The sequence below is a fragment of the Paraflavitalea pollutisoli genome (assembly GCF_029360705.1).
Taxonomy (GTDB): Bacteria; Bacteroidota; Bacteroidia; order Chitinophagales; family Chitinophagaceae; genus Paraflavitalea; species Paraflavitalea pollutisoli.
The window spans coordinates 2305642-2324523 of the sequence record NZ_JARKMX010000008.1 but is presented as its reverse complement, the minus strand read 5'-3'; the positions used below and the strand labels follow the sequence as shown (position 1 = coordinate 2324523).

The following is an 18882-nucleotide window of genomic DNA, read 5'->3' as shown; positions in this document are numbered from 1 at the left end:
TATTTTTTATAACCAGTCTGCCGTATCTGTTTGGTGGAAGAGCCGTTACTAAAGCTAACCAGCACCTGATCAGGATACTTTTAGTAAAATCCGCAATAAGAAAGGGGGTTGGTACAAGCAGGGCGAAGCTGGTTTATTGATAATTTGCGATGGCTGGTGAGACCCGTAAGCTGAACTTCATTTCCTTCAAAGTGGCTAGGTGTTAGTTGCCTGGCGATAGCCATGCCTGTCCATCTTTTCCTGAGTCTGTCTCTAAAATTAGATCGAGTTGGAAGAAATCCTGTTAAGGCGACCCTGCCGGGACCATGCGGATGTTGAAGCCCGGATAGCTGTGCTGGAAGCACGGTTGAAGCTCATTGAAGAAGCCATAGCCCGACAAGTTGCGTTGCCGTTGCTTTCCCGCCAACGGGAGTATTGCATTTTTATGGATATGGAAAAGAAGGTATTATCAGCCCGGCTGGATGAACTAAAATGGATGGTGTATGCCTGAAAAGATCATTATTACCACCCGTGGAGGTATAGGTGACGTATTGCTTTGTACGCCTGCGATCAAGGCATTGAAGGAAACCCATCCGCGAGCCAGGATGATTGTGTATTGCCTGCGAAAAGACCATCGGCAGGCATTGTTGGGCAATCCCTATATCGATTCCCTGCGTATGCTGGCTCCCCTGTACCTTATAAGGTATCCTTATCATTTATACTGTTACCTGACCAATAAGCCCGGATTCGGGTATTTCTTCAATCCCCAAAAGTTAAAATACTATCGTCTCAATTTCGGGTATGTGCCTGTGGCATTGCTGTACGATAAAAGCATCAAGGAGATCGTGCCTGAAATCTTTAACGATATTCCCTTGCGCATGCAGGATAAACGAATTCAGCTTTTTTTTAGCGAGCGGGAAGAAGCACAGGCGCGTAAGCGATTGGAGCCTTATCGTAACGTTATCCTGATGCATATCTATTCGAGGTCATCGCAAAACCATATGTGGCCGCAGGAAAGATGGGAGCGATTGATACAAGCGATGCCGGGGTATACCTTCATCCAGGTGGGTAATCGTGGCGAGCCATTGGTGAAGGGCGCTGTAGACTGGCGGGGAAAAATGGCCGATATCCGGGATGTTTTTTGTTTGTTGAAATATTGCTTGTCATTTGTTGGCGTTGACTCCTGTGTGGCGCATGCTACCAATGCAGTGGGAATGCCCGGTGTCGTATTATTTGGAGATACCAACCCTGTTCATTGGGGACATGATAATAATATCAATATCTACAAGGGGCTTTCCTGCTCGCCCTGCCATCATTTTGTAGAGCAGGCGTCCTGTCCGTATCATCACGAGTGTATGGAGTACATAGGTGTAGAAGAGGTAAAAAATGCTTTGTGCGTACAGATAGCCGCCAGGCGGGGGTGGGAGACGGCCGTTGCCGTTTGAATGGATTTTCTTTCCAGGTAAGTGATTGGTTTCGATTTATAATAGATCAAATTATATAGATGCTAGTTTCCCGGGACGCCGAGGCGGTGGCTGCACGCATCGCTGCGCTTGAAGCACAGTTGCAGCAGATCAATGATGCGATAGCCGGGCAGATGGCACAACCCTATATGTCGCGCAAACGGGAATTGTGCAGTTTTCTGATATTGGAGCGGGAAGTGTTCACGGCCCGGTTGCTCGAAATTAAATGGATGCTGAATGCGTAATGATATCATAGTTACGACCCGGGCTGGTATTGGCGACATGCTGTTGTGTACTCCAACGCTCCGGGCAGTCAAAGAGTGTCATCCTCAAAGACGGTTGATCGTGTATTGTGTGAAGCGATCGCACCTCGAGGTGTTGCGCCACAATCCGTATGTCGACTCCGTGCGCATGTTGCCGCCGCTCTATCTATGGCGATATCCTTATCATTTGTATTGTTACCTTTTTAATAAACACTGGAAGCGCGGTCACCTGTTTAACCCGGAGAAATTGAAGTTCTATAGCCTTCGGTACAATCACATACCAGTGTCCTGGTTGTACGATAAAAGTATTAAGGAAATCGTGCCTGAGATTTTTGCCGATTTGAATGTGCGGCTTGTAGAAAAGAACATACAGGTATTTTTTACGAAGAAGGAAGAGCAGAATGCCCGGAAGAAGCTGGCGCCGTTTAAGAACGTGGTGATCATGCACATCTTTTCCCGAACATCCGTCAATCATCACTGGCCAATGGATAGATGGAATGAGCTGGTGCGTCAGCTTCCGGAATATACGTTTATCCAGGTAGGACAAAGTGATGAACCGCAGGTAGCGGGGGCTATTGACTGGCGAAGCGATAAGATGGGTATCCGGGAAATGTTTTGCCTGTTGAAATATGCTACTTCCTTCATTGGTGTGGATTCTTGTATGGCGCATGCCACAAATGCATTTAATATTCCGGGTGTCGTTCTTTTCGGCGATACCAGCCCCGTTCATTGGGGACACGATAACAATATCAATATTTACAAAGGGGTTCGCTGTGCGCCCTGTTTTCATTTCGCCAATGGCGACCCTTGTCCCTATACCCATGACTGTATGGATCGTATCGCCGTGGAGGAAGTGAAGCAGGCGTTGCGGTGTCAGGTGGAAAGCCGGATTGGGGTACAGGCAGGCGCTTTATCCATTTCAACATGGGGCGGAAAACAACTAACAGAATGAAAGATCGTATAGCCATCATATCGGGCGGTAGTTCGGGTATTGGTAAAGCTACTGCGTGTGAGCTTGCCGCGCAGGGCGTTAGAATCGTGCTCGTGGCGCGCAAGGAAACTGCGCTGTTGGCTGCCAGGGAAGAGATCATTGCCCGGACGGGTGCGTCGTGCCTGGAATGGGTAGTGGGGGATGTATGCGAAGAATGGGTGACCGCAGCCTGCATCGACAAATGCCTGGACACCTGGAATGCTGCGCCGGACATTTTCGTAGCCAGCGCCGGCCGGGGGTTGCCCGGCACCCTGATCACTTCTGACCAGGAAGCATGGGATACATTGATCGATGTTAATATAAAAGGGTTGATGCGCCAGCTGCGGTGTATTAGCCAGCATATGAAAAGTCGTACCTCACCCGACAGAGATTTTATTTCCCATCCTCTGGACATCGTGGTGGTGGGGTCTACCATCGGGAGAAATGTATCTCCCTTCAATTCGGTGTACGGTGCCACCAAATTTGCAGCTCACGGACTTACCGAAGCCCTGCGCCGGGAACTTGGTCCACTTGGCATCCGTGTTACCCTTGTGGAGCCGGGGCTTACCGGTACGAATTTTCAGGAAACGGCCGGCTACGATCTGCAATGGTTCGAATCCTATTCCAGGGAAGTTGGTCCTATACTGACACCACAGGATGTAGCCACGGTGATCCGATACATCGTTGGATTTCCGGGCAATGTGCACATGGACAATGTATCCATCCGGCCTACCCGGCAAGCCTATCCCTGATCGCGCAGTATGGTTGGCGCGCCTTTCATGACAGGCCGGTTTCCTTTATTACCTATAGCTATACTATGCAAATCAATAACCTCGCTGATGTGTTGTTTCAAATGGCGCAGGAATGTCCTGATGCCATTGCGTTGAAGGATAGTTCGGGTGCATATTCCTATCGCCAGGTGTGGGAGCAGGCGCAGCAGGTCGCTGCCTTTCTGGAAATGCAGGGCATTCGGAAAGACGACCGGATCGTCGTCTTCAGCCGGAAAAATGCTGCCAGTTTAATCTGCTTTTGGGGAGTCATGTTTTGCGAAGCCATTCCTGTAATGCTCGACCAGGAAGAAGGGATAGGGGCCAATGCGGCAAAGACCCGTGATGTAAAAGCGCGTGCTGTGGTGCTCGATACCACCGCACTACAGGAAGTGGTGGACTTCGGTTGTAACCTGGTCATTGATTTCAAAGATTTGGATGCGGCGGTGGTGCCCAGGCCGGGTAGTACGCTCAGGTCCCGGGCAATGCCGGACGATCTGTGTTATATCCTGTTGACCAGTGGTACTACCGGCAAATCGAAAGCGGTTCAGATATCTCATGGAAACGTGTTGCATTATGCTTATGCCATTCACGCAAAGCTGGGTGCTCCGGATAAAGTAGCTGCCATTCACGCGTCCACTTTTGCTGCCGACCTGGGCCTCACCAATTTGTTGGTGGCACTGGTGTCGGGCGGGATGTTACGGATCATGAACAGGTTAGAGTCGACTGATCCGGCTTTGTTCTGGCAGATCATCGAAGCGGACAACATATCGCTTGTCAAGATCACCCCTTCGCATTTGCTGGCTTTGCTGGCGGGGCTGCGTGAACCGCTGAAGCGGCCAGTACACAGTATCGTGCTGGGCGGGGAAAAACTCAGTTGGGAAACTATAAAGATCATTTATGCGGAGCAGGTTTGTACGCACCTGTACAATCATTATGGACCTACAGAAGCCACGATTGGTGCCGTTGCCTTCAAGATCGAGCCGGATTCAGTACACTTTGCAGTGTCTGGTTCGGTTCCGCTTGGTAGCCCCCTGGGCAATGGGGTCTGCTTTATCGATACGCAGGAGGGAGATACCGGGGAGCTGTACATTACCGGGCCGGGTATCAGTAGCGGTTACCTGGACAATGAACCCGAAAACCAGAATAAGTTTTTTCGTAAGCTGGTAGATGGCAAGGATGTCGTCAGTTACCGGACGGGTGACATTTGCCGGAAACACAAGGATGGCAATTACGAATTCCTGTACCGTACGGACCGGCAGGTAAAGGTTAAGGGCTATCGAATAGAACTGGGTGAGGTCGAGTTGGCCATTGCTGCCCATCCTGCAGTCGAAAATGCCTATGTATGTTTATCCGGTCAGGAATCGCATACCGTGATGGAAGCCTACGTTAAATTGCCGTCGGGTGTTGCTGCAGATATTAATATGCATGACTGGCTGGTAAATAGTTTACCTGCCTATAAAATACCGTCCCTGTTCCATTTTTATTGGGAGGCTCCTTATAATTCCAACGGGAAGATCGACCTGCAAGCGTTGAAAAAGCGGTTTCAGTCGTCAATACCCATGGTCGACGCTGCAATGGCAGACCCTGTGGCTGGTTGGAAGGCGGTGGTGGAAAACACCTGGAGGTCCCTGTTGCAAAAGACGGCTATCGACCCTGCAGATGATTTCTTTGAGACAGGCGGCGATTCACTGTTGGCCATTCAGTTTGTAGGGAAACTCCAACGTCATGGTTACAACGTGCACATAACCGATCTGAACAATCATAGCGTGCTGCGCGATCTGCTGGCGCTTGATCCGGACTGGTCAAATCGGCAAGCACCGGTTAGCTATGAACGCGATGGCTTTGTTACGGCCTCTCAACATTGGTGGCTGGGCAACGACCAGTGGGATCAGTCCCGCTATTGCCAGGCTGTTTTACTGGAAGCCTCCGATAAGATCATGTTGCGGGAGATGGGACTGGCCGTTCAAAGTGTCGTTCAGAACCACTTGTTGCTGTCTCGAAATTATGCCAGACGTCCTGTGATAAGAGTTGGAGGCACCGATGCTTTTTTTGGGGTAACTGTGCTGGATCCCGGACGCCCACTTGCTTTGCAGATGCAGGAAGAAGCGCTACGTTTGATGGGCAGGATCTCACTCGAAGCAGGCCCCTTGTTTATCGTTCATGTATTTATCGATCAGTCAGGTAGGGATCATGTGTACCTGCTGGCTCATCATATGGTGATAGATGTTATTTCCTGGAACATTATTCTTGAGGAATTGTGCGATGCCTATGCGGCGCTGCTGGCCCACCGCCAGCCATTGATGGCGCCCGAAAATTCCGTGCATGCCTTCTACCAGGCAGTTACTGCAGCAACGGCTGGTTCAATCCGGGTACAGTCCTTCAATACTTCCAAAATGTACAGGCTGCCCAGGGCAGGAAGTAACAGCAGGACTAGTGCAGTACCCGTGGGTGTCCTGTGTGCCGTCATTCCACCTGGCGCTTCCACTTATTTGCGGGGGCTTGGTGATCATCCGGTTTCTTTCAATGGCCTGCTGTTGAATGCCCTCTCTGCTGCGCTGATCAAAGAGTTCTCGCTGCCGGCGCTTACGGTAGACGTAGAGTTTCATGGCCGTCCGCAGGAAAATGACTTGCCAGACCTTAGCCGGTCTGTCGGGTGGTGGGCTACCACGATGCCTGTGACGGTGGATGGGACAGCCGATGCGGCCGGGTGTACTAAGGTGATACAGGCTGTCGCTGAACAGGCCAACCGCCTCAACCTGAATTATCCACATGGATTACCGTCCTACGCCAATGGCGATGTGCGGCTCAACTACCTGGGGCATTTCCCTGCCCGGTTTGGAAATGAAGCTATTCAACTGCGGCCATCTGCTTTCAATGCCGGGCATACAAGAAGCGACGAAGCGCACGAGCAATACAAGTTATACCTGACTGCCCGCTTTATTGGTCAGTCTTTGCAGATTGATCTGCAATACAGTCGCCGTTATTTTAGTGAAGCGGTGGTGGAGCGTATTGCCGATAGGTTTTCCGGTCAATTGGAACAAGTGATGAAGGCGGGGAATGGAGGGAGGCCGGTTGACGGGTGGTTGTGGGTGAAAACGACCATGCCTGCTGTGGGTTTGCCGATGCATACGATAGCCTGTAATACAACCTTGCAGGCACAAGAGACGGTCATTTTTATCACCGGGGCAACAGGTTTCCTGGGCATTCACCTGGTACACCAGTTGCTGGCAGACCCCCGTGTAGTATTGTATTGCCTGGTACGCGGGAGGGATGAGGCGCACGCAGCGCAGCGTCTGCTGACAACGTATGCGCACTTCTTCGACGAGCTGCCGGAGGAACAACGAAAACGGCTGCATATCATAAAAGGTGATTTGGTGCAGATACAAATGGGCATGACGGATGCGTGGTATCGATTGATTGCAGACCATGCCGCTGTGATCATACATGGTGCTGCCGACACCAATCTGATGAGAAGTTACCGGGAGTTGCAGGCTACCAATGTGCAACCCATTCATCATGTGCTCGCGTTGGCCGGCGTTGGTAAAAGCAAGTCGGTGCATTATATTTCCACCCTTTCGGTATGTGGATGCCTGCCGGGTGATGGACATGCTTTCTTTTCGGAGGATGATTTCGATTATGGGCAGGTGTTCGTGTCGGACTATGAACGTACAAAATTCGAAGCAGAAAAGATGATCAGGACCTTTTTGGACCAAGGTGGTGCGGGGTGCGTATACCGGGTGGGTCATGTGGCAGCCGATTCGGTATATGGCAGGTTTCAGCGAAACATAGAGCAGAACAGGATATTTCAGATCATCCGGGGGATGATGGAACTGGGCAGGTTTCCGTATGATTGTACCGAGCAACTTTCTTTCTCACAGGTCGATATCGTAGCTGCCGGCATCGTTCATCGTATACGAGGCGGGCGGTCGGACAGGCGCTGTTTTCATGTAGATAGTCCTCATTACCTATCGCTGGCCGCCCTGGTGCCGATGCTGAAAGAGGCAGGTTATGCCGTGGAGTTGACAGGCCGGGCAGACTATGCAACGGCCATTGCCTGTTTCGAGGGCGGGGTCGCGGCAAAGAGGTCGGTGGATTTGATGAACAACTGGGTAGAACGTGCCTACGGATTTCCACGGCGGGTGAGCATTGTGAGCACCCGTACGATTGACCTGTTATCGGCTGGCGGGATCAGTTTTCCCGCAGTCAGCAGTCAATGGTTTCACTGCATGCTGGCTGAGGGCGTACGCGCCGGGTATTTTACCACACCAACGTATGACGTGTCAGGGCCCGCTTTCCAGAAATTAATAGGAGAAGAGCGATATTGAAATATAGTGCATTGTCTGGGGGAGCAGACAATGTAGGGTGGATCGTTTACACTGATATATGATTGCCGATCACTTTTTTGTTGATAGCGTATTTTAGCAAGCCTACGGTCGATTTGACCCCGATCTTTTCTTTCATATCCTGCCGGATCTTTTCTACGGACCTTACGCTCAGAAACAATTGACTAGCGATCTCTTTGTTACTTTTTTCTTCCCATAAAAGTTCCAGTATCTTTTTTTCTCTTTCATTGAGGGCTACATTAACGTAGTCGTTATGGTATTTGATGGTGTGTTGCTTGCTCCAATACATGACTTCGGTGAATAAGCGGCTTCGGTATAAACGCTGATCATAAATGGAATCGATGGCACGTACGAGTTCCTCAGGTTCGTCTGTTTTGGAGATGATGCCATAGATGCCTGCGTCGAGCAGGTCGCTGAGCAGCTCCATGTCCTGGCACATCGACAATGCCAGTACTTTTACTGCCGGGTATTTCGTCTTGATCATTTTAAGTGCTTCGAGGCCATTGATATGGGGCATGAAGATGTCCATTAACAGTACATCTACGTAAACACCATTCAGCTTTCTCAGGAGGTCTTGCACTTCGGCCGCCTGAATAACTACTTCAATATTGTTGCGCTCGGACAGGAAGCTCGCCAGTGTTTTTCTAAATAGGGTGTGATCGTCAACTACGGCGACCTTTATTGCATTCATTTTCATCGTAATATGGTTTAATGTGTCACGATTGATTTCATACCTATATATGTGCATAGCACTACGGACAATCGTTTCCGGTTGTCGCTTGATGAACCTATGTTAGGGAGCCTAGTCTGAATTAGTAAGCGTTTGCCAAACGGTAGTATTGGTTAGTATTAAGGGGGAGAAATGACTTTTGCTGAAGGTCTGCTGAGCGATCTTCGGGCTTCGTATTCCTGTATTAAGGGAGATAAGAACGGGTTGCGTAAGGGGTTATCTGAAAGTAAAGTGAAATTTCGGTGTGATGGAGAAATGGCAAGTCGGGTACAGGGTTCCCGACAAGTGTCCGGGGTAAAGATGAAGTTGACTTTCATGTACATGCAGGATAAGTTGTTGAACTAACGTTTTTAAAGGAGTTCATGGGTACCATAAAGTCTGACTATTTAAAATTAGGGAAACTTCGACTATTATACAAGTATAATTTATGGAAACGGGATGTGTATTAACGGCGATTTTGCCTACAGAAGTACCGTTAGTAACAGGTGCAGGTTACGTACTTATACTGATCGCATAGGAATATCTCGTTAGCTACAAATAGTTAGTGGCTGTTGGGCCAATAACAAAGGCGTCGATCCCGGTGGGACGACGCCTTTGTTGTTGATAGCGCTTTGGAATAACCGAAATTCGGTTACTGGTTATTTATTTAGTAACTGGGGTCTATGTTCGGTAGCCGTAGGGTAGTTCGTAATGATGCGATCAGTAGTAGTTGTTGATCTAACCTGCGTAGTAACCGGAGGTTGTTGATGGATGGTGACCTTAAAACTGGTATTTGTATTCGATCCTCCCGATCAATGCCTTGGTTTTGGAGAAGGCCGCATCCTGTGTCTTGAGGCCTTTGGCATCGTAGGTGTAATGCCATTTCTGGTAATCGCCCGTTTGTTCGGAAGTGACGAGCATGGTCGACAGTCGGCCCTGCTCATCGTATTCGAAGATGTAGTCGGGCAGTAATCGCTTTGCCCGGTTGTTGTACCGAACGATATCGGTGAGATGGTGCTGGTCGTCGAAGTAATAAAAGTAGCTGGGCTGCGCCTGTCCACGGCGTACGCTTTTCTCTTCGCCGGGATTGCCCTGCTCATCGGGCACCAGCGTGATAAAGGTGGTATCCGAATTGTTTTTGATCTTCTGCATCCGGACAGGTTTGCCATTGCCGTCGTAAAACCAGCGGTGTTGTTCCCGGTTAACGTAGTTGCCCGGTGAAAAAGACTGGCTGAGGATATTCGTGATCCGGTTAGCCGCATCATACGTATACGTGATCTCGGTACGATTGCCATCGGCGGTGTCGACCGTTTTAGTGAGTTGTCCGGTCGTATTATAATAAGCTATATTGGTGGAACTGCCCGATAGCGAGGTGGTCGTTTCGGTATAGATCTCCGTTGTATTGTTCTTTACAATTTGTTCACATTTGAACCCGTCGATCGGTTGCCCGTTGCCATCGAGGCTATTGAACTTCACCGCCTTCACCTTCTGTTGCAACCATATAGCCCGTTTCTTCATTTGTTCGCCGGTGACCACCAGGTCATTGTAATAGTGCTGCGCGCTGCTGCCCAATGCTGCCATACAAAGGCCGCCGATCAATATCATGGTTCTCATGCTCGTGCTAACGAACGAATGCCTGTTTTCCATATGGTGGATATCCAAATTTTTCTCTAAAATACTGTCTTTCCTTATTTTTAACCAAAAATCACCCATTGTCCCATTCCAAAGAACGTCACGAGAAAATTTGTTTAAACTGTAACGCTGAACTGAACGGAAGATTTTGCCACGTATGCGGGCAAGAAAATATTGAGCCAAAAGAGTCGGTGTGGGGACTGGTTAGCCACTTTTTCTACGATATCACGCACTTCGACGGTAAGTTTTTCAGCACCACCAAGCTGCTGATCACCAAACCTGGTCTGCTGCCCGCCGAATATATCAAAGGCCGCCGCGCCCGGTACCTGCATCCCATCCGGATGTATGTATTCAGCTCGGCCTTGTTCTTCCTGATCTTCTTCTCCCTGTTCAAACCCAAAAAGATGATCAAGGGATCCTTTATGGATGATTCGCCCATCGCCGTCATTGATTCGGCGGCGAAAGCCAGTGAGGCCGAAAACTTCCTGCTGGCCGGCGCCCGCGATGCAGAAGATTCTGCCGTCATCATGGGCGGCGTAGCCAAGGTGACAGAAAGGATTCGGGAAAAACAACGCGTGAAAGACAGTACCCTGAACGCTTTAGACAGTATTGCCGCCGCTTCACCCCGCAGCGACAGCGATGAAGACGACGACGAGCCCAATAAGGTGCGCGAAGCAGTGAAAAAAGCGAAAAAAGCCCAAAAGAAATACCGCAAGGTAGACTGGGATGAGGCGAGTACCCACTATAAGACGGTTGAAGCCTACGATTCGGCCCAAAAAGCCTTGCCCGAAAGCGAGCGCGATGGCTGGTGGACACGGCTGGCGGCCAAGCGCAACATCGAATTGGGGGAAAAATACAAAAATGATGAGCGGGCCTTCTGGACCGATATCATCGATGCCTTCATCCACCTGTTCCCCTACATGCTTTTCATCTCGCTGCCGCTGTATGCCCTGTTCATGAAGTTGCTGTATTTCAGGCATAAACAGTTCTATTACGTCGATCACGGCATTTTCTTTATCTACCTCTATATCTTTACCTTCATTTTCCTGCTGGTCTATTTCTCGGTCATGAAGATCAAAGATGCCACCCACCAACCGTGGATGGGTTGGATCGAAGGACTGTTGCTGCTGGCAGGCACCTTTTATACCTATAAGGCCATGCGGAATTTCTATGGCCAAAGCAGGGGGATGACGATTCTGAAATTCATCCTGCTGAACATCATGGCGTTTTTTGCCCTGATGATCTTGTTCATTTTCTTCTTTACCATCGCGGTAGTGAAGATGTAAAAAGCACTGTCGACTATGGAACACAATAATGAGGCAGCCGCTTTCACCCGGCTGGTGACGATCATGGATGAGCTGCGGGAAAAATGTCCCTGGGACCGCAAGCAGACCGTACAAACCCTGCGGCAACTGACCATCGAAGAGACCTACGAACTGGCAGATGCCATTACCGATACAGACTGGAAAGGCATCAAAGAGGAAATTGGAGACCTGATGCTGCACATGGTCTTCTATGCGAAGATCGGCAGCGAACAAGGTAAGTTTACCCTGGAGGAAGCCCTGAACGGCATCTCCGATAAGCTGGTCGCCCGCCACCCGCATATATACGGCGATGCGACGGTGAAAGATGATGACGAGGTAAAGCTGAACTGGGAAAAGCTGAAACTGAAAGAAGGCAAGAAGTCCGTCATGGGCGGTGTGCCCACCTCGCTGCCCGCTGTGGTGAAAGCCACCCGCCTGCAGGAAAAGGCCAAGCAGGTGGGCTTCGAATGGGACCACCGTGACCAGGTATGGGACAAAGTGAAAGAGGAAATGAGCGAGTTGCAGGAGGCCATCGCCGCGAAAAACCAGGACGAGATCGAGCTGGAGTTTGGCGACCTGCTGTTTTCGCTGGTCAATTATGCACGGTTTTTGCAGATAGATGCTGAAAATGCGCTGGAAAGGACCAATAAAAAGTTCCTCAGCCGCTTTACCCAAATGGAAGCACTGGCCAATCAGGCGGGCAAATCGCTGCCGGATATGACCCTGGCCGAGATGGACGCCATTTGGAACAGCATTAAAAAACAAAACCCCGGCACTTGAAGCAATTGCTGAAAAACTGGCTCATTAAGCATATCTACCTGTTGCTTGCGTTGTTGTTGTTTACCAGCGCTTTCATCCTCAATAAATACGTGATCGGGAGTACGACCGCCCGGTATTACGTCAACCTCATAGAAAAGCGCGTACAGGAAAAGGAACGGGATTTTCGGCGGCTGGTGGGCGATACCGCTTTGCTGGGCGCCCTGGTCGATAAACGGTTCGATGAGCGAAAACTGGAAGCCTACCTCGACATCCACAAGGGCTACGATTTCTTCATTTACGAACACGCCAACGACTCGGCCGGCACCCCACACCTGGTATTCTGGAACACGCAAAATATCCTGCCGGGATTTTCCTTCTCCAATCCACTCGACAGCAGCCGCCTCATCAAACTGCAAAACGGCTATTATGTATACAGCAGCCGCGAAGTTACGATCGATGGTAACCGACGGCTCACCATCCAGGGACTGATCCCCGTGGTCTGGAAATACTTTGTCGAGAACGAGAACCTGCGCAAAGAATTTGCCGGGTATGACAAGGCCGTAAACCGCGTCGATATTTCGCTGGAGCCCACACCTTACCCGGTCAAGAGCATTCAGGGCAACACCCTCTTTCACCTGGAGCGTATCAATGTACACCTGCAGCAGCACAATATCTGGTCCATTCTGCTCGTCATTACCGGTTTCTTCCTGCTGTTCATATACCTGCAACAAACCGCCGACGAGATCAGCCGGCGCTTCAACCTCTGGTGGGGCGTTTCTTTCCTGGTGCTCAATCTCGTGCTGATCCGGTTGTGTACGTACGTATTTCCCAACATACTCGACCTGCGGCAGTTTGAGCTGTTCGATCCTTATATCTATGGTTCCAGCCTGGTATTGAGTTCACTCGGCGACCTGCTGATCAACTCCCTGCTGCTGTGCTGGATGGTGATCTTCTTCAATCGGCGACTGAATACTTCCACGATACGTCCATTTACGGCAACCTGGAAGAATTTTCTGGGGATGACGGTGGTGCTGGCCATGCTGGTGGTGGCCACTTTTTCGCTGTCCGATATCCTGCAGACCCTCGTGTCCGACGCCAAGATATCCTTCAACGTGACCAACTTTTTCAGCCTGGTAGAATCCTACAGCTTTGTCGGCTTTGCGGTGATGGCCGTACTGGGGCTGAGTTATTTTCTGCTGGCACAGATCTTCCTCACGGTGGCAGGCAAACTGTTTGGTGAGCGACCTTATGTCATCTATATTGTATCCGCCTTCATCGGGTTATTGATGCTGTCCTTCCAGCGCAACAATGCCATGATCGAGCTGAACCTGTATGCGCTGGTGTGGCTGGTGTTGTTCATCTGGCTCATGCGGCAAAATATTTTCGCTGGCCTGAAGTACAACCTCAACGTATCGGAAGTATTGTTCTGGTTGTTCATTTTCTCCTTTTCGATGTCGGCGGTGATCTTGTTCGAGAATAGCAAGATCGAGTTCGAGCAACGCAAACGCTTTGCCGAAAAGCTGGCGACGCAGGCCGATCCGCTCAATGAGAAACTGCTGAGCATTGCCCTGGCCTATCTCGACAATGATTTCCTGGAGCCCAATTTCTACCGCTTTTACAACCAGCAGGAGAATGCACGCCTGAAAGACAGTATCATCAACCGTACTTTTATCGGGTACGTTAATAAATACGATTCGTGGCTCTTCACGTTCGACAAGAACATGAACCCCTTGTTCAATACCGAACCCGGTTCCTTCGATACGCTCAATACGATCTTCCGCAACCAGTCGAAGGCGACCTATGTGCCCGACCTGCGTTTCTTCGAGCGGGCGTACGACAAATACTCGTACATCTTCAAAAAAGAGGTGGTCGACAGCAATGAGGTGCCAGTAGGTTATTTCTTCGTGTTATCCGACCCCAAAAGATATAAGAGCGAGGCACTCGTGCCTGAGCTGTTCAAGCAAACACGGGAGCGTACGCCCGAATATTCACGCGAGTATGCCTATGCCATCTACGATAGCCTGAAGCTCGTGAGTCATTACAATGACTATGCTTTCCCCACCTATCTCAACAAGCAAACGAAGAAGCAGGAATACGATGTAGTGGGTAAAGATGGCCATGAGGAGCTATGGTACCGTGGCATGCCCGACAAGGTGGTGGTGGTGGCCAAAAAGAACAATTCCTTCATCGAGGCTATCACGTTGTTTGCCTACCTGTTCAGCACCTTCCTGTTCCTACTGGCCTTCTACCGCGTGGTGGCTTTCGTGATGCGTCGCCGCCTGGCAAAAACTTCCTTGCGGCAATACTGGGAACTCAGTATCCGGTCGCAGATACACAGCACCATCATCCTCATCAGCCTCTTGCTGTTTGTGGTGATCGGTGTGGCCAACGTCATCTTTATCATCAACCGGTATCACCGCAACAACCAGGACCGCCTGACCCGCGCTATCCAGATCATGGTGAACGAGGTGGAGAAAAAGCTGGCCGACCATGCGACCTTCAACGAAGGCATCATGTTGTACGAGCCGGGGTTCAGTGATGAGGTGGAGCAGTTGATGCGCGACATTTCCGATATCCACGGTATGGACGTCAACCTGTACGATACGCTGGGAGATCTGAAAGTGACTTCCAATCCCGATATATACTACCGGGGGGTACTCAGCGAGAAGATGAACCCGCTGGCTTATTTCCGCCTGCACAACCTGCGACAGGTGCAAACCGTCACGGATGAAAAAGTGGGAAAGGTCGATTACCTGAGTATCTATGCACCGGTACGCGACGACGATGGTAATGCGGTGGCTTACCTCAATATACCTTCTTACAGCGCGGAAGTAGAGCTGACACAGGAGATCTCTTATTTCCTGGTAACGATCATCAACCTCAATGCTTTTATCTTCCTGGTGGCGGGTGCGATTGCCCTGTTCATCACCAACAGGATCACCAACTCGTTTACGTTGATCACGCAGAAGCTGCGCGATATCAACCTGGGCAAAGCCAACCAGGAGATCGAGTGGCACCGCAACGACGAGATCGGGGTGCTGGTGGCCGAATACAACAAGATGGTGCACAAGCTCGACGATAGCGTGGCCTCCCTGGCGAAGAGCGAACGGGAAGGCGCCTGGCGCCAGATGGCGCGGCAGGTAGCGCACGAGATCAAGAACCCGCTGACGCCGATGAAGCTGAGTATCCAGTACCTGCAGAAGGCGATCGACGACAACTCGCCCAACGTAAAAGAGATGACGGGAAGTGTGGCCCGTACGCTCATCGAGCAGATCGATCACCTGTCGAAGATCGCGTCCGACTTCTCGCAGTTTGCCAATATCGGCAACCCGCGCAATGAGGTCTTCGACCTGCATGAGCTGATCTATTCGCTGACCTCTTTGTACGAGGCTACCGAGAACATGGACTTCAAATGGGAGCCGGTACCGCACAAGGTGCTGCTCTTCGCCGATAAAACACAGTTGAACCGCCTCTTCACCAACCTGATGCAAAATGCGCTGGAAGCCAGTGAAGAACGGCCGATGCACATCATCCGCATGCGGGAAGAGCTGGATGGCGAATACATTACGGTCAGTATCTCCGACAATGGCAGCGGTATTCCTGAGGCCACCCAGTCGAAGATCTTTACCCCCAATTTCACCACCAAATCATCCGGTACCGGCCTCGGCCTGGCCATGAGCAAGAGCATCGTGGAGCAGGCCAAAGGCGATATCTGGTTCGAGACGACAGAAGGGGTAGGTACCACCTTCTACGTGAAGATCCCGTTGCTAAGGGCGATGAATTAAAGGCATGCATCGAGGTGTAAAGGCAATCCCGACATTCGTCGGGACAACGAGGCAAAGAAGCTATCAGGGTAACGCCCTGGAGCTGTCGCTAAAACAGTAATAATTTATCCTCTTTGGCGCGTTGCGGTACTTTGATATTCCTGATATTATAGGTGAAGGACAGCAGGTAAAACCTCGTGAGGGCCGTACTGACCCAGGTGGAGGTATAATTCGAGGTCACGCTCCGGTTCAATAGCCGGTTGCTATTGAGCAGGTCAAAGCCCGTCAATTTCAGCGTTCCTCGCTGGTTCTTAAACACCAACCAATTGATCGCCGCATTCCACAGCATGGAGCTACGGTCGCCAGCCATATTGCCCGGAATGGTAACGAGGGTATAAGAGGTCTCGGCGATCAGGGAAGCCGTGAACCGGGCACTGACACTCGTATAAAAATTGTGGACGGTTGTTCTGACGTCCGGATAGAATCCATCACTGTACCGCCCTTTTTGCCAGTCGATACTATACGTCTGCGACAAATCAATCTTGTCGCCGATGCTGAGTGAATAGCTGAGCTGCGGCCTGAAATTGCGGTTGTAGGCGAGGATACGCCGTTTGTTGAGTAGCAGAACGGTGTTTTGCGTACCTCCATCCAATTGAAGGGATACATTGGCGAAACGGTTATGCGGTAGTGATAGCTGTTTCGATACAGACAGGCTTGCTCTTACATTCCACAGTCCATCTTCATTGCGCCAGTTGTAATAGTGTATACCCTTGTCGTCTATATTCCTTTCCTGGATGATGGCGTCCCGGGAGCGGGTGGCAAATACATTGGCATAATAGTAAAATTTATTCCCCCCGGGATACCGGTAGTAATACAGCCCGACCATGTCATATACATAGGGTGTCAGGTGCTCATTACCCCTGGTGACGGACAGCGGGTTGCTGTTGTCGACTACCGGTTGCAGCTGCGCCGCTGTGGCTGCCTGTATCGAATTGCTGTATTGTAAATAAAACTCTCTCCAACTGATACTCAGCGAAGGCTGCCAATACGAGAAATGCCGGCGGGTGGTTTGGCGACCACTGCGAATATCGTTTTGCAGCGATTGGTACGACAAGCCGGTGGAGATGTTCAGCCGCTTGATCGTGATGGAATAACGCAGCTCCGTCGTGTTGGATAAGGAAGCCTGCCGCAGGGTATTGGAGAGGGTGGTATCTGGCAGCTCATACTTGTGCGAAAAGGTATCCTTGAGTACGGTGCTCAATCCATTTTGGTCGCTGATAAAGGCTACCTTATGATTGAGGGAGATGGACGCATTTTTCGACAAAGACTCCCCAAAGGTGGCCGACAACGTATGGGCGTTGTAGGGCTGCTCATATGTTCTGCGTTGTGCCTGTGATTGTATGGGGACGGGATCCTTGAAAAAGGTGTTGAGCGCTTCGGTGGTATTCGTCCAGTGGTTGCTGCGGAGGGTATTGTACAGCGACAGGTTCAGGGAACGGCCCTGTTTCCGGAAACGCTGGTTGTAATTGACCTCGTTGCGGAAGGTCGTAATGGACGACTGGTTGATCAGTTGTCTGTCGCTGGTATTGAGAGGGTCGTTTCCATTCTTAAAAGCAGCGGAGTTGGTTTGTTCAGCAGTCGAATAGTTGTTGAACCCTAACGATGGTTTTACCGTCAGGCTGGCGTATTTGCCGGGCCGGTAGATGAGTTGGCCACCCACCTGGTGTACGGTGCGGGAGGTGCGGTGCGCCGAGGACCTGAGCGATCGCAGGGTGGAGTCACCCAGGTACTGGATCGTTTCCGCGTCATTGTCATAATAACTATCGATACGTCCGTAAAAGTACCGGGTATTGAAGGTGAGCTTTTTGCCAAACTCGGTATTGAGGTTGAAGCCAGCACCCTGCGATTGCTGGATGCCGTTTTCGGTAGCGCCAAAAGAAATGTCATCGAGCGCAAAACCACCACTGCTGGTGGTCATGGTGCTGTTGACGCCTGATCGGTTGAAGCCGCCAATGTCCTTGACATCCGACATGCCGAAAGCCGGTTTGTTGAGGTTGTTGGTATAGGCCAGTACGCTCACCTGCATTGTGTCGCGGAAGAGATTGAAAATGCCGCCCGCTTCATAGCGGTCATCCGTGCCGCCCCCGGCATAGGCCTTACCGAAGCCTCCCTTCTTGATGCCTTTTTTGAATTGCAGGTTGATGATCTTGCTTACCCGCGACCTGTCCAGTTGCGGATTGTTCTCCAGTTCTTCGGCATCGTCCATGACCTGTACTTTATCGATCACATCGGCGGGCAGGTTGCGCGTAGCCATGCGCACATCGCCGCCAAAGAACGGCCTGCCATCCACCTTGATACGGCTCACTGGTTTGCCATTGTACAGGATATTACCGTCAGGCGCTATCCGTACACCGGGTAGTTTCCTGAGCAGATCTTCTACCAGGGCATTGGGCAATGTCTTAAAAGCGCTGGCGTTGAATTCGATGGTGTCGTTGCGCACGACTACCGGCGGCCTTTCTGCCTGCACCACCACCTCTTCCAGTGTTTGAGCACTTTTGACCAGGTAGATGTTGCCAAGATCGAGTAGCCGCGTCGTGTCGGTGAATTGAACTTCCTGACGATAGGGGCGATGACCCGTATGGGTGACTACCAGTCGCAAGGCGGTGTGGACGGGAAGACCAGGAATGGTAAATACACCTTCCCCGTTGCTGAGGCGGTAAGTCTGAATGGCGCTGTCGCTGATACGGTATACGGTAATCGTGGCCAGGGAAATGGCGGCGCTGTCGGTTACATCCGCCAGTTTTCCGGTGAGGGTGCCTTTTCCGGTTTGGGCGTACAAATGCTGCGTTCCAGCTAACAGCAGGGCCATAAACAGCCAATGAGACTTTTTCAAAGCTCGGTTAGTTTAGGTTGTCGATAAAGTGTT

General features: G+C 50.7%; 12 protein-coding genes. 9 read left to right on the top strand and 3 right to left on the bottom strand.

The genetic code is table 11. From position 1 onward, the window contains the following. The first annotated feature begins 268 nt into the window (after positions 1–268). The 6 genes from P2W70_RS23020 to P2W70_RS22995 all read left to right on the top strand — a co-directional run bounded on the left by P2W70_RS23020 (position 269) and on the right by P2W70_RS22995 (position 7770). Positions 269–490: a hypothetical protein gene (locus P2W70_RS23020; RefSeq protein WP_276483887.1), complete on the top strand. Its 222-nt coding sequence runs from the start codon at positions 269–271 to the stop codon at positions 488–490. Then, entirely contained in the window at positions 483–1424 is a 942-nt protein-coding gene (locus P2W70_RS23015; RefSeq protein WP_276483886.1) for a glycosyltransferase family 9 protein, read from the top strand. Before P2W70_RS23020 ends, P2W70_RS23015 begins: the two co-directional genes overlap by 8 nt. A 59-nt stretch (positions 1425–1483) precedes the next feature. Further along, positions 1484–1687 (top strand): hypothetical protein, encoded by a 204-nt coding sequence (locus P2W70_RS23010; protein WP_276483885.1) that lies wholly within the window; start codon positions 1484–1486, stop codon positions 1685–1687. Further along, positions 1680–2657: a glycosyltransferase family 9 protein gene (locus tag P2W70_RS23005; protein ID WP_276483884.1), complete on the top strand. Its 978-nt coding sequence runs from the start codon at positions 1680–1682 to the stop codon at positions 2655–2657. Before P2W70_RS23010 ends, P2W70_RS23005 begins: the two co-directional genes overlap by 8 nt. After that, a complete protein-coding gene (locus P2W70_RS23000) occupies positions 2654–3427 on the top strand; it encodes an SDR family NAD(P)-dependent oxidoreductase (protein ID WP_276483883.1) in 774 nt (257 codons plus the stop codon). The genes P2W70_RS23005 and P2W70_RS23000 overlap by 4 nt, the downstream gene beginning before the upstream one ends. Positions 3428–3492: 65 nt before the next feature. Next, positions 3493–7770: an AMP-binding protein gene (locus P2W70_RS22995; protein WP_276483882.1), complete on the top strand. Its 4278-nt coding sequence runs from the start codon at positions 3493–3495 to the stop codon at positions 7768–7770. A 46-nt stretch (positions 7771–7816) separates the two neighbouring features. Here the strand turns inward: P2W70_RS22995 and P2W70_RS22990 are convergent, their stop codons facing one another. Both P2W70_RS22990 and P2W70_RS22985 read right to left on the bottom strand, forming a co-directional pair. Further along, the gene (locus P2W70_RS22990; RefSeq protein WP_276483881.1) at positions 7817–8485 is read right to left on the bottom strand and encodes a response regulator transcription factor; all 669 of its coding nucleotides are present in this window, start codon (positions 8483–8485) and stop codon (positions 7817–7819) included. 792 nt (positions 8486–9277) lie between these two features. Next, positions 9278–10111, bottom strand: coding sequence for an RHS repeat domain-containing protein (locus P2W70_RS22985; RefSeq protein WP_276483880.1), 834 nt, complete (start codon positions 10109–10111; stop codon positions 9278–9280). A gap of 209 nt (positions 10112–10320) precedes the next feature. Here P2W70_RS22985 and P2W70_RS22980 point away from each other — a divergent pair, with 209 nt between their 5' ends. Genes P2W70_RS22980 through P2W70_RS22970 form a run of 3 tightly spaced genes read left to right on the top strand, consistent with a single transcriptional unit; the run spans position 10321 to position 15977 of the window. Beyond that, on the top strand, positions 10321–11415 hold the full coding sequence (locus P2W70_RS22980) for a DUF3667 domain-containing protein (protein WP_276483879.1): 1095 nt from the start codon (positions 10321–10323) through the stop codon (positions 11413–11415). Positions 11416–11430: 15 nt separating this feature from the next. Next, positions 11431–12213: a nucleoside triphosphate pyrophosphohydrolase gene (gene mazG / locus P2W70_RS22975; RefSeq protein ID WP_276483878.1), complete on the top strand. Its 783-nt coding sequence runs from the start codon at positions 11431–11433 to the stop codon at positions 12211–12213. Next, positions 12210–15977 carry a sensor histidine kinase gene (locus P2W70_RS22970; protein ID WP_276483877.1) on the top strand — a complete coding sequence of 1256 codons (3768 nt, stop codon included), beginning with the start codon at positions 12210–12212 and terminating at the stop codon, positions 15975–15977. Before mazG ends, P2W70_RS22970 begins: the two co-directional genes overlap by 4 nt. Before the next feature lie 88 nt (positions 15978–16065). Here P2W70_RS22970 and P2W70_RS22965 read toward each other — a convergent pair whose 3' ends face one another. Next, complete coding sequence (locus P2W70_RS22965; RefSeq protein ID WP_276483876.1) at positions 16066–18849, bottom strand: TonB-dependent receptor; 2784 nt, start codon at positions 18847–18849, stop codon at positions 16066–16068. Positions 18850–18882 lie beyond the last annotated feature (33 nt).

Coding starts and splice junctions, on each gene's coding strand:
- P2W70_RS23015 (WP_276483886.1), top strand. CDS start 483: ATGCCTGAAAAGATCATTATTACCACCCGTGGAGGTATAGGTGACGTA.
- P2W70_RS23010 (WP_276483885.1), top strand. CDS start 1,484: ATGCTAGTTTCCCGGGACGCCGAGGCGGTGGCTGCACGCATCGCTGCG.
- P2W70_RS23005 (WP_276483884.1), top strand. CDS start 1,680: ATGCGTAATGATATCATAGTTACGACCCGGGCTGGTATTGGCGACATG.
- P2W70_RS23000 (WP_276483883.1), top strand. CDS start 2,654: ATGAAAGATCGTATAGCCATCATATCGGGCGGTAGTTCGGGTATTGGT.
- P2W70_RS22995 (WP_276483882.1), top strand. CDS start 3,493: ATGCAAATCAATAACCTCGCTGATGTGTTGTTTCAAATGGCGCAGGAA.
- P2W70_RS22990 (WP_276483881.1), bottom strand. CDS start 8,485: ATGAAAATGAATGCAATAAAGGTCGCCGTAGTTGACGATCACACCCTA.
- P2W70_RS22985 (WP_276483880.1), bottom strand. CDS start 10,111: ATGAGAACCATGATATTGATCGGCGGCCTTTGTATGGCAGCATTGGGC.
- mazG (WP_276483878.1), top strand. CDS start 11,431: ATGGAACACAATAATGAGGCAGCCGCTTTCACCCGGCTGGTGACGATC.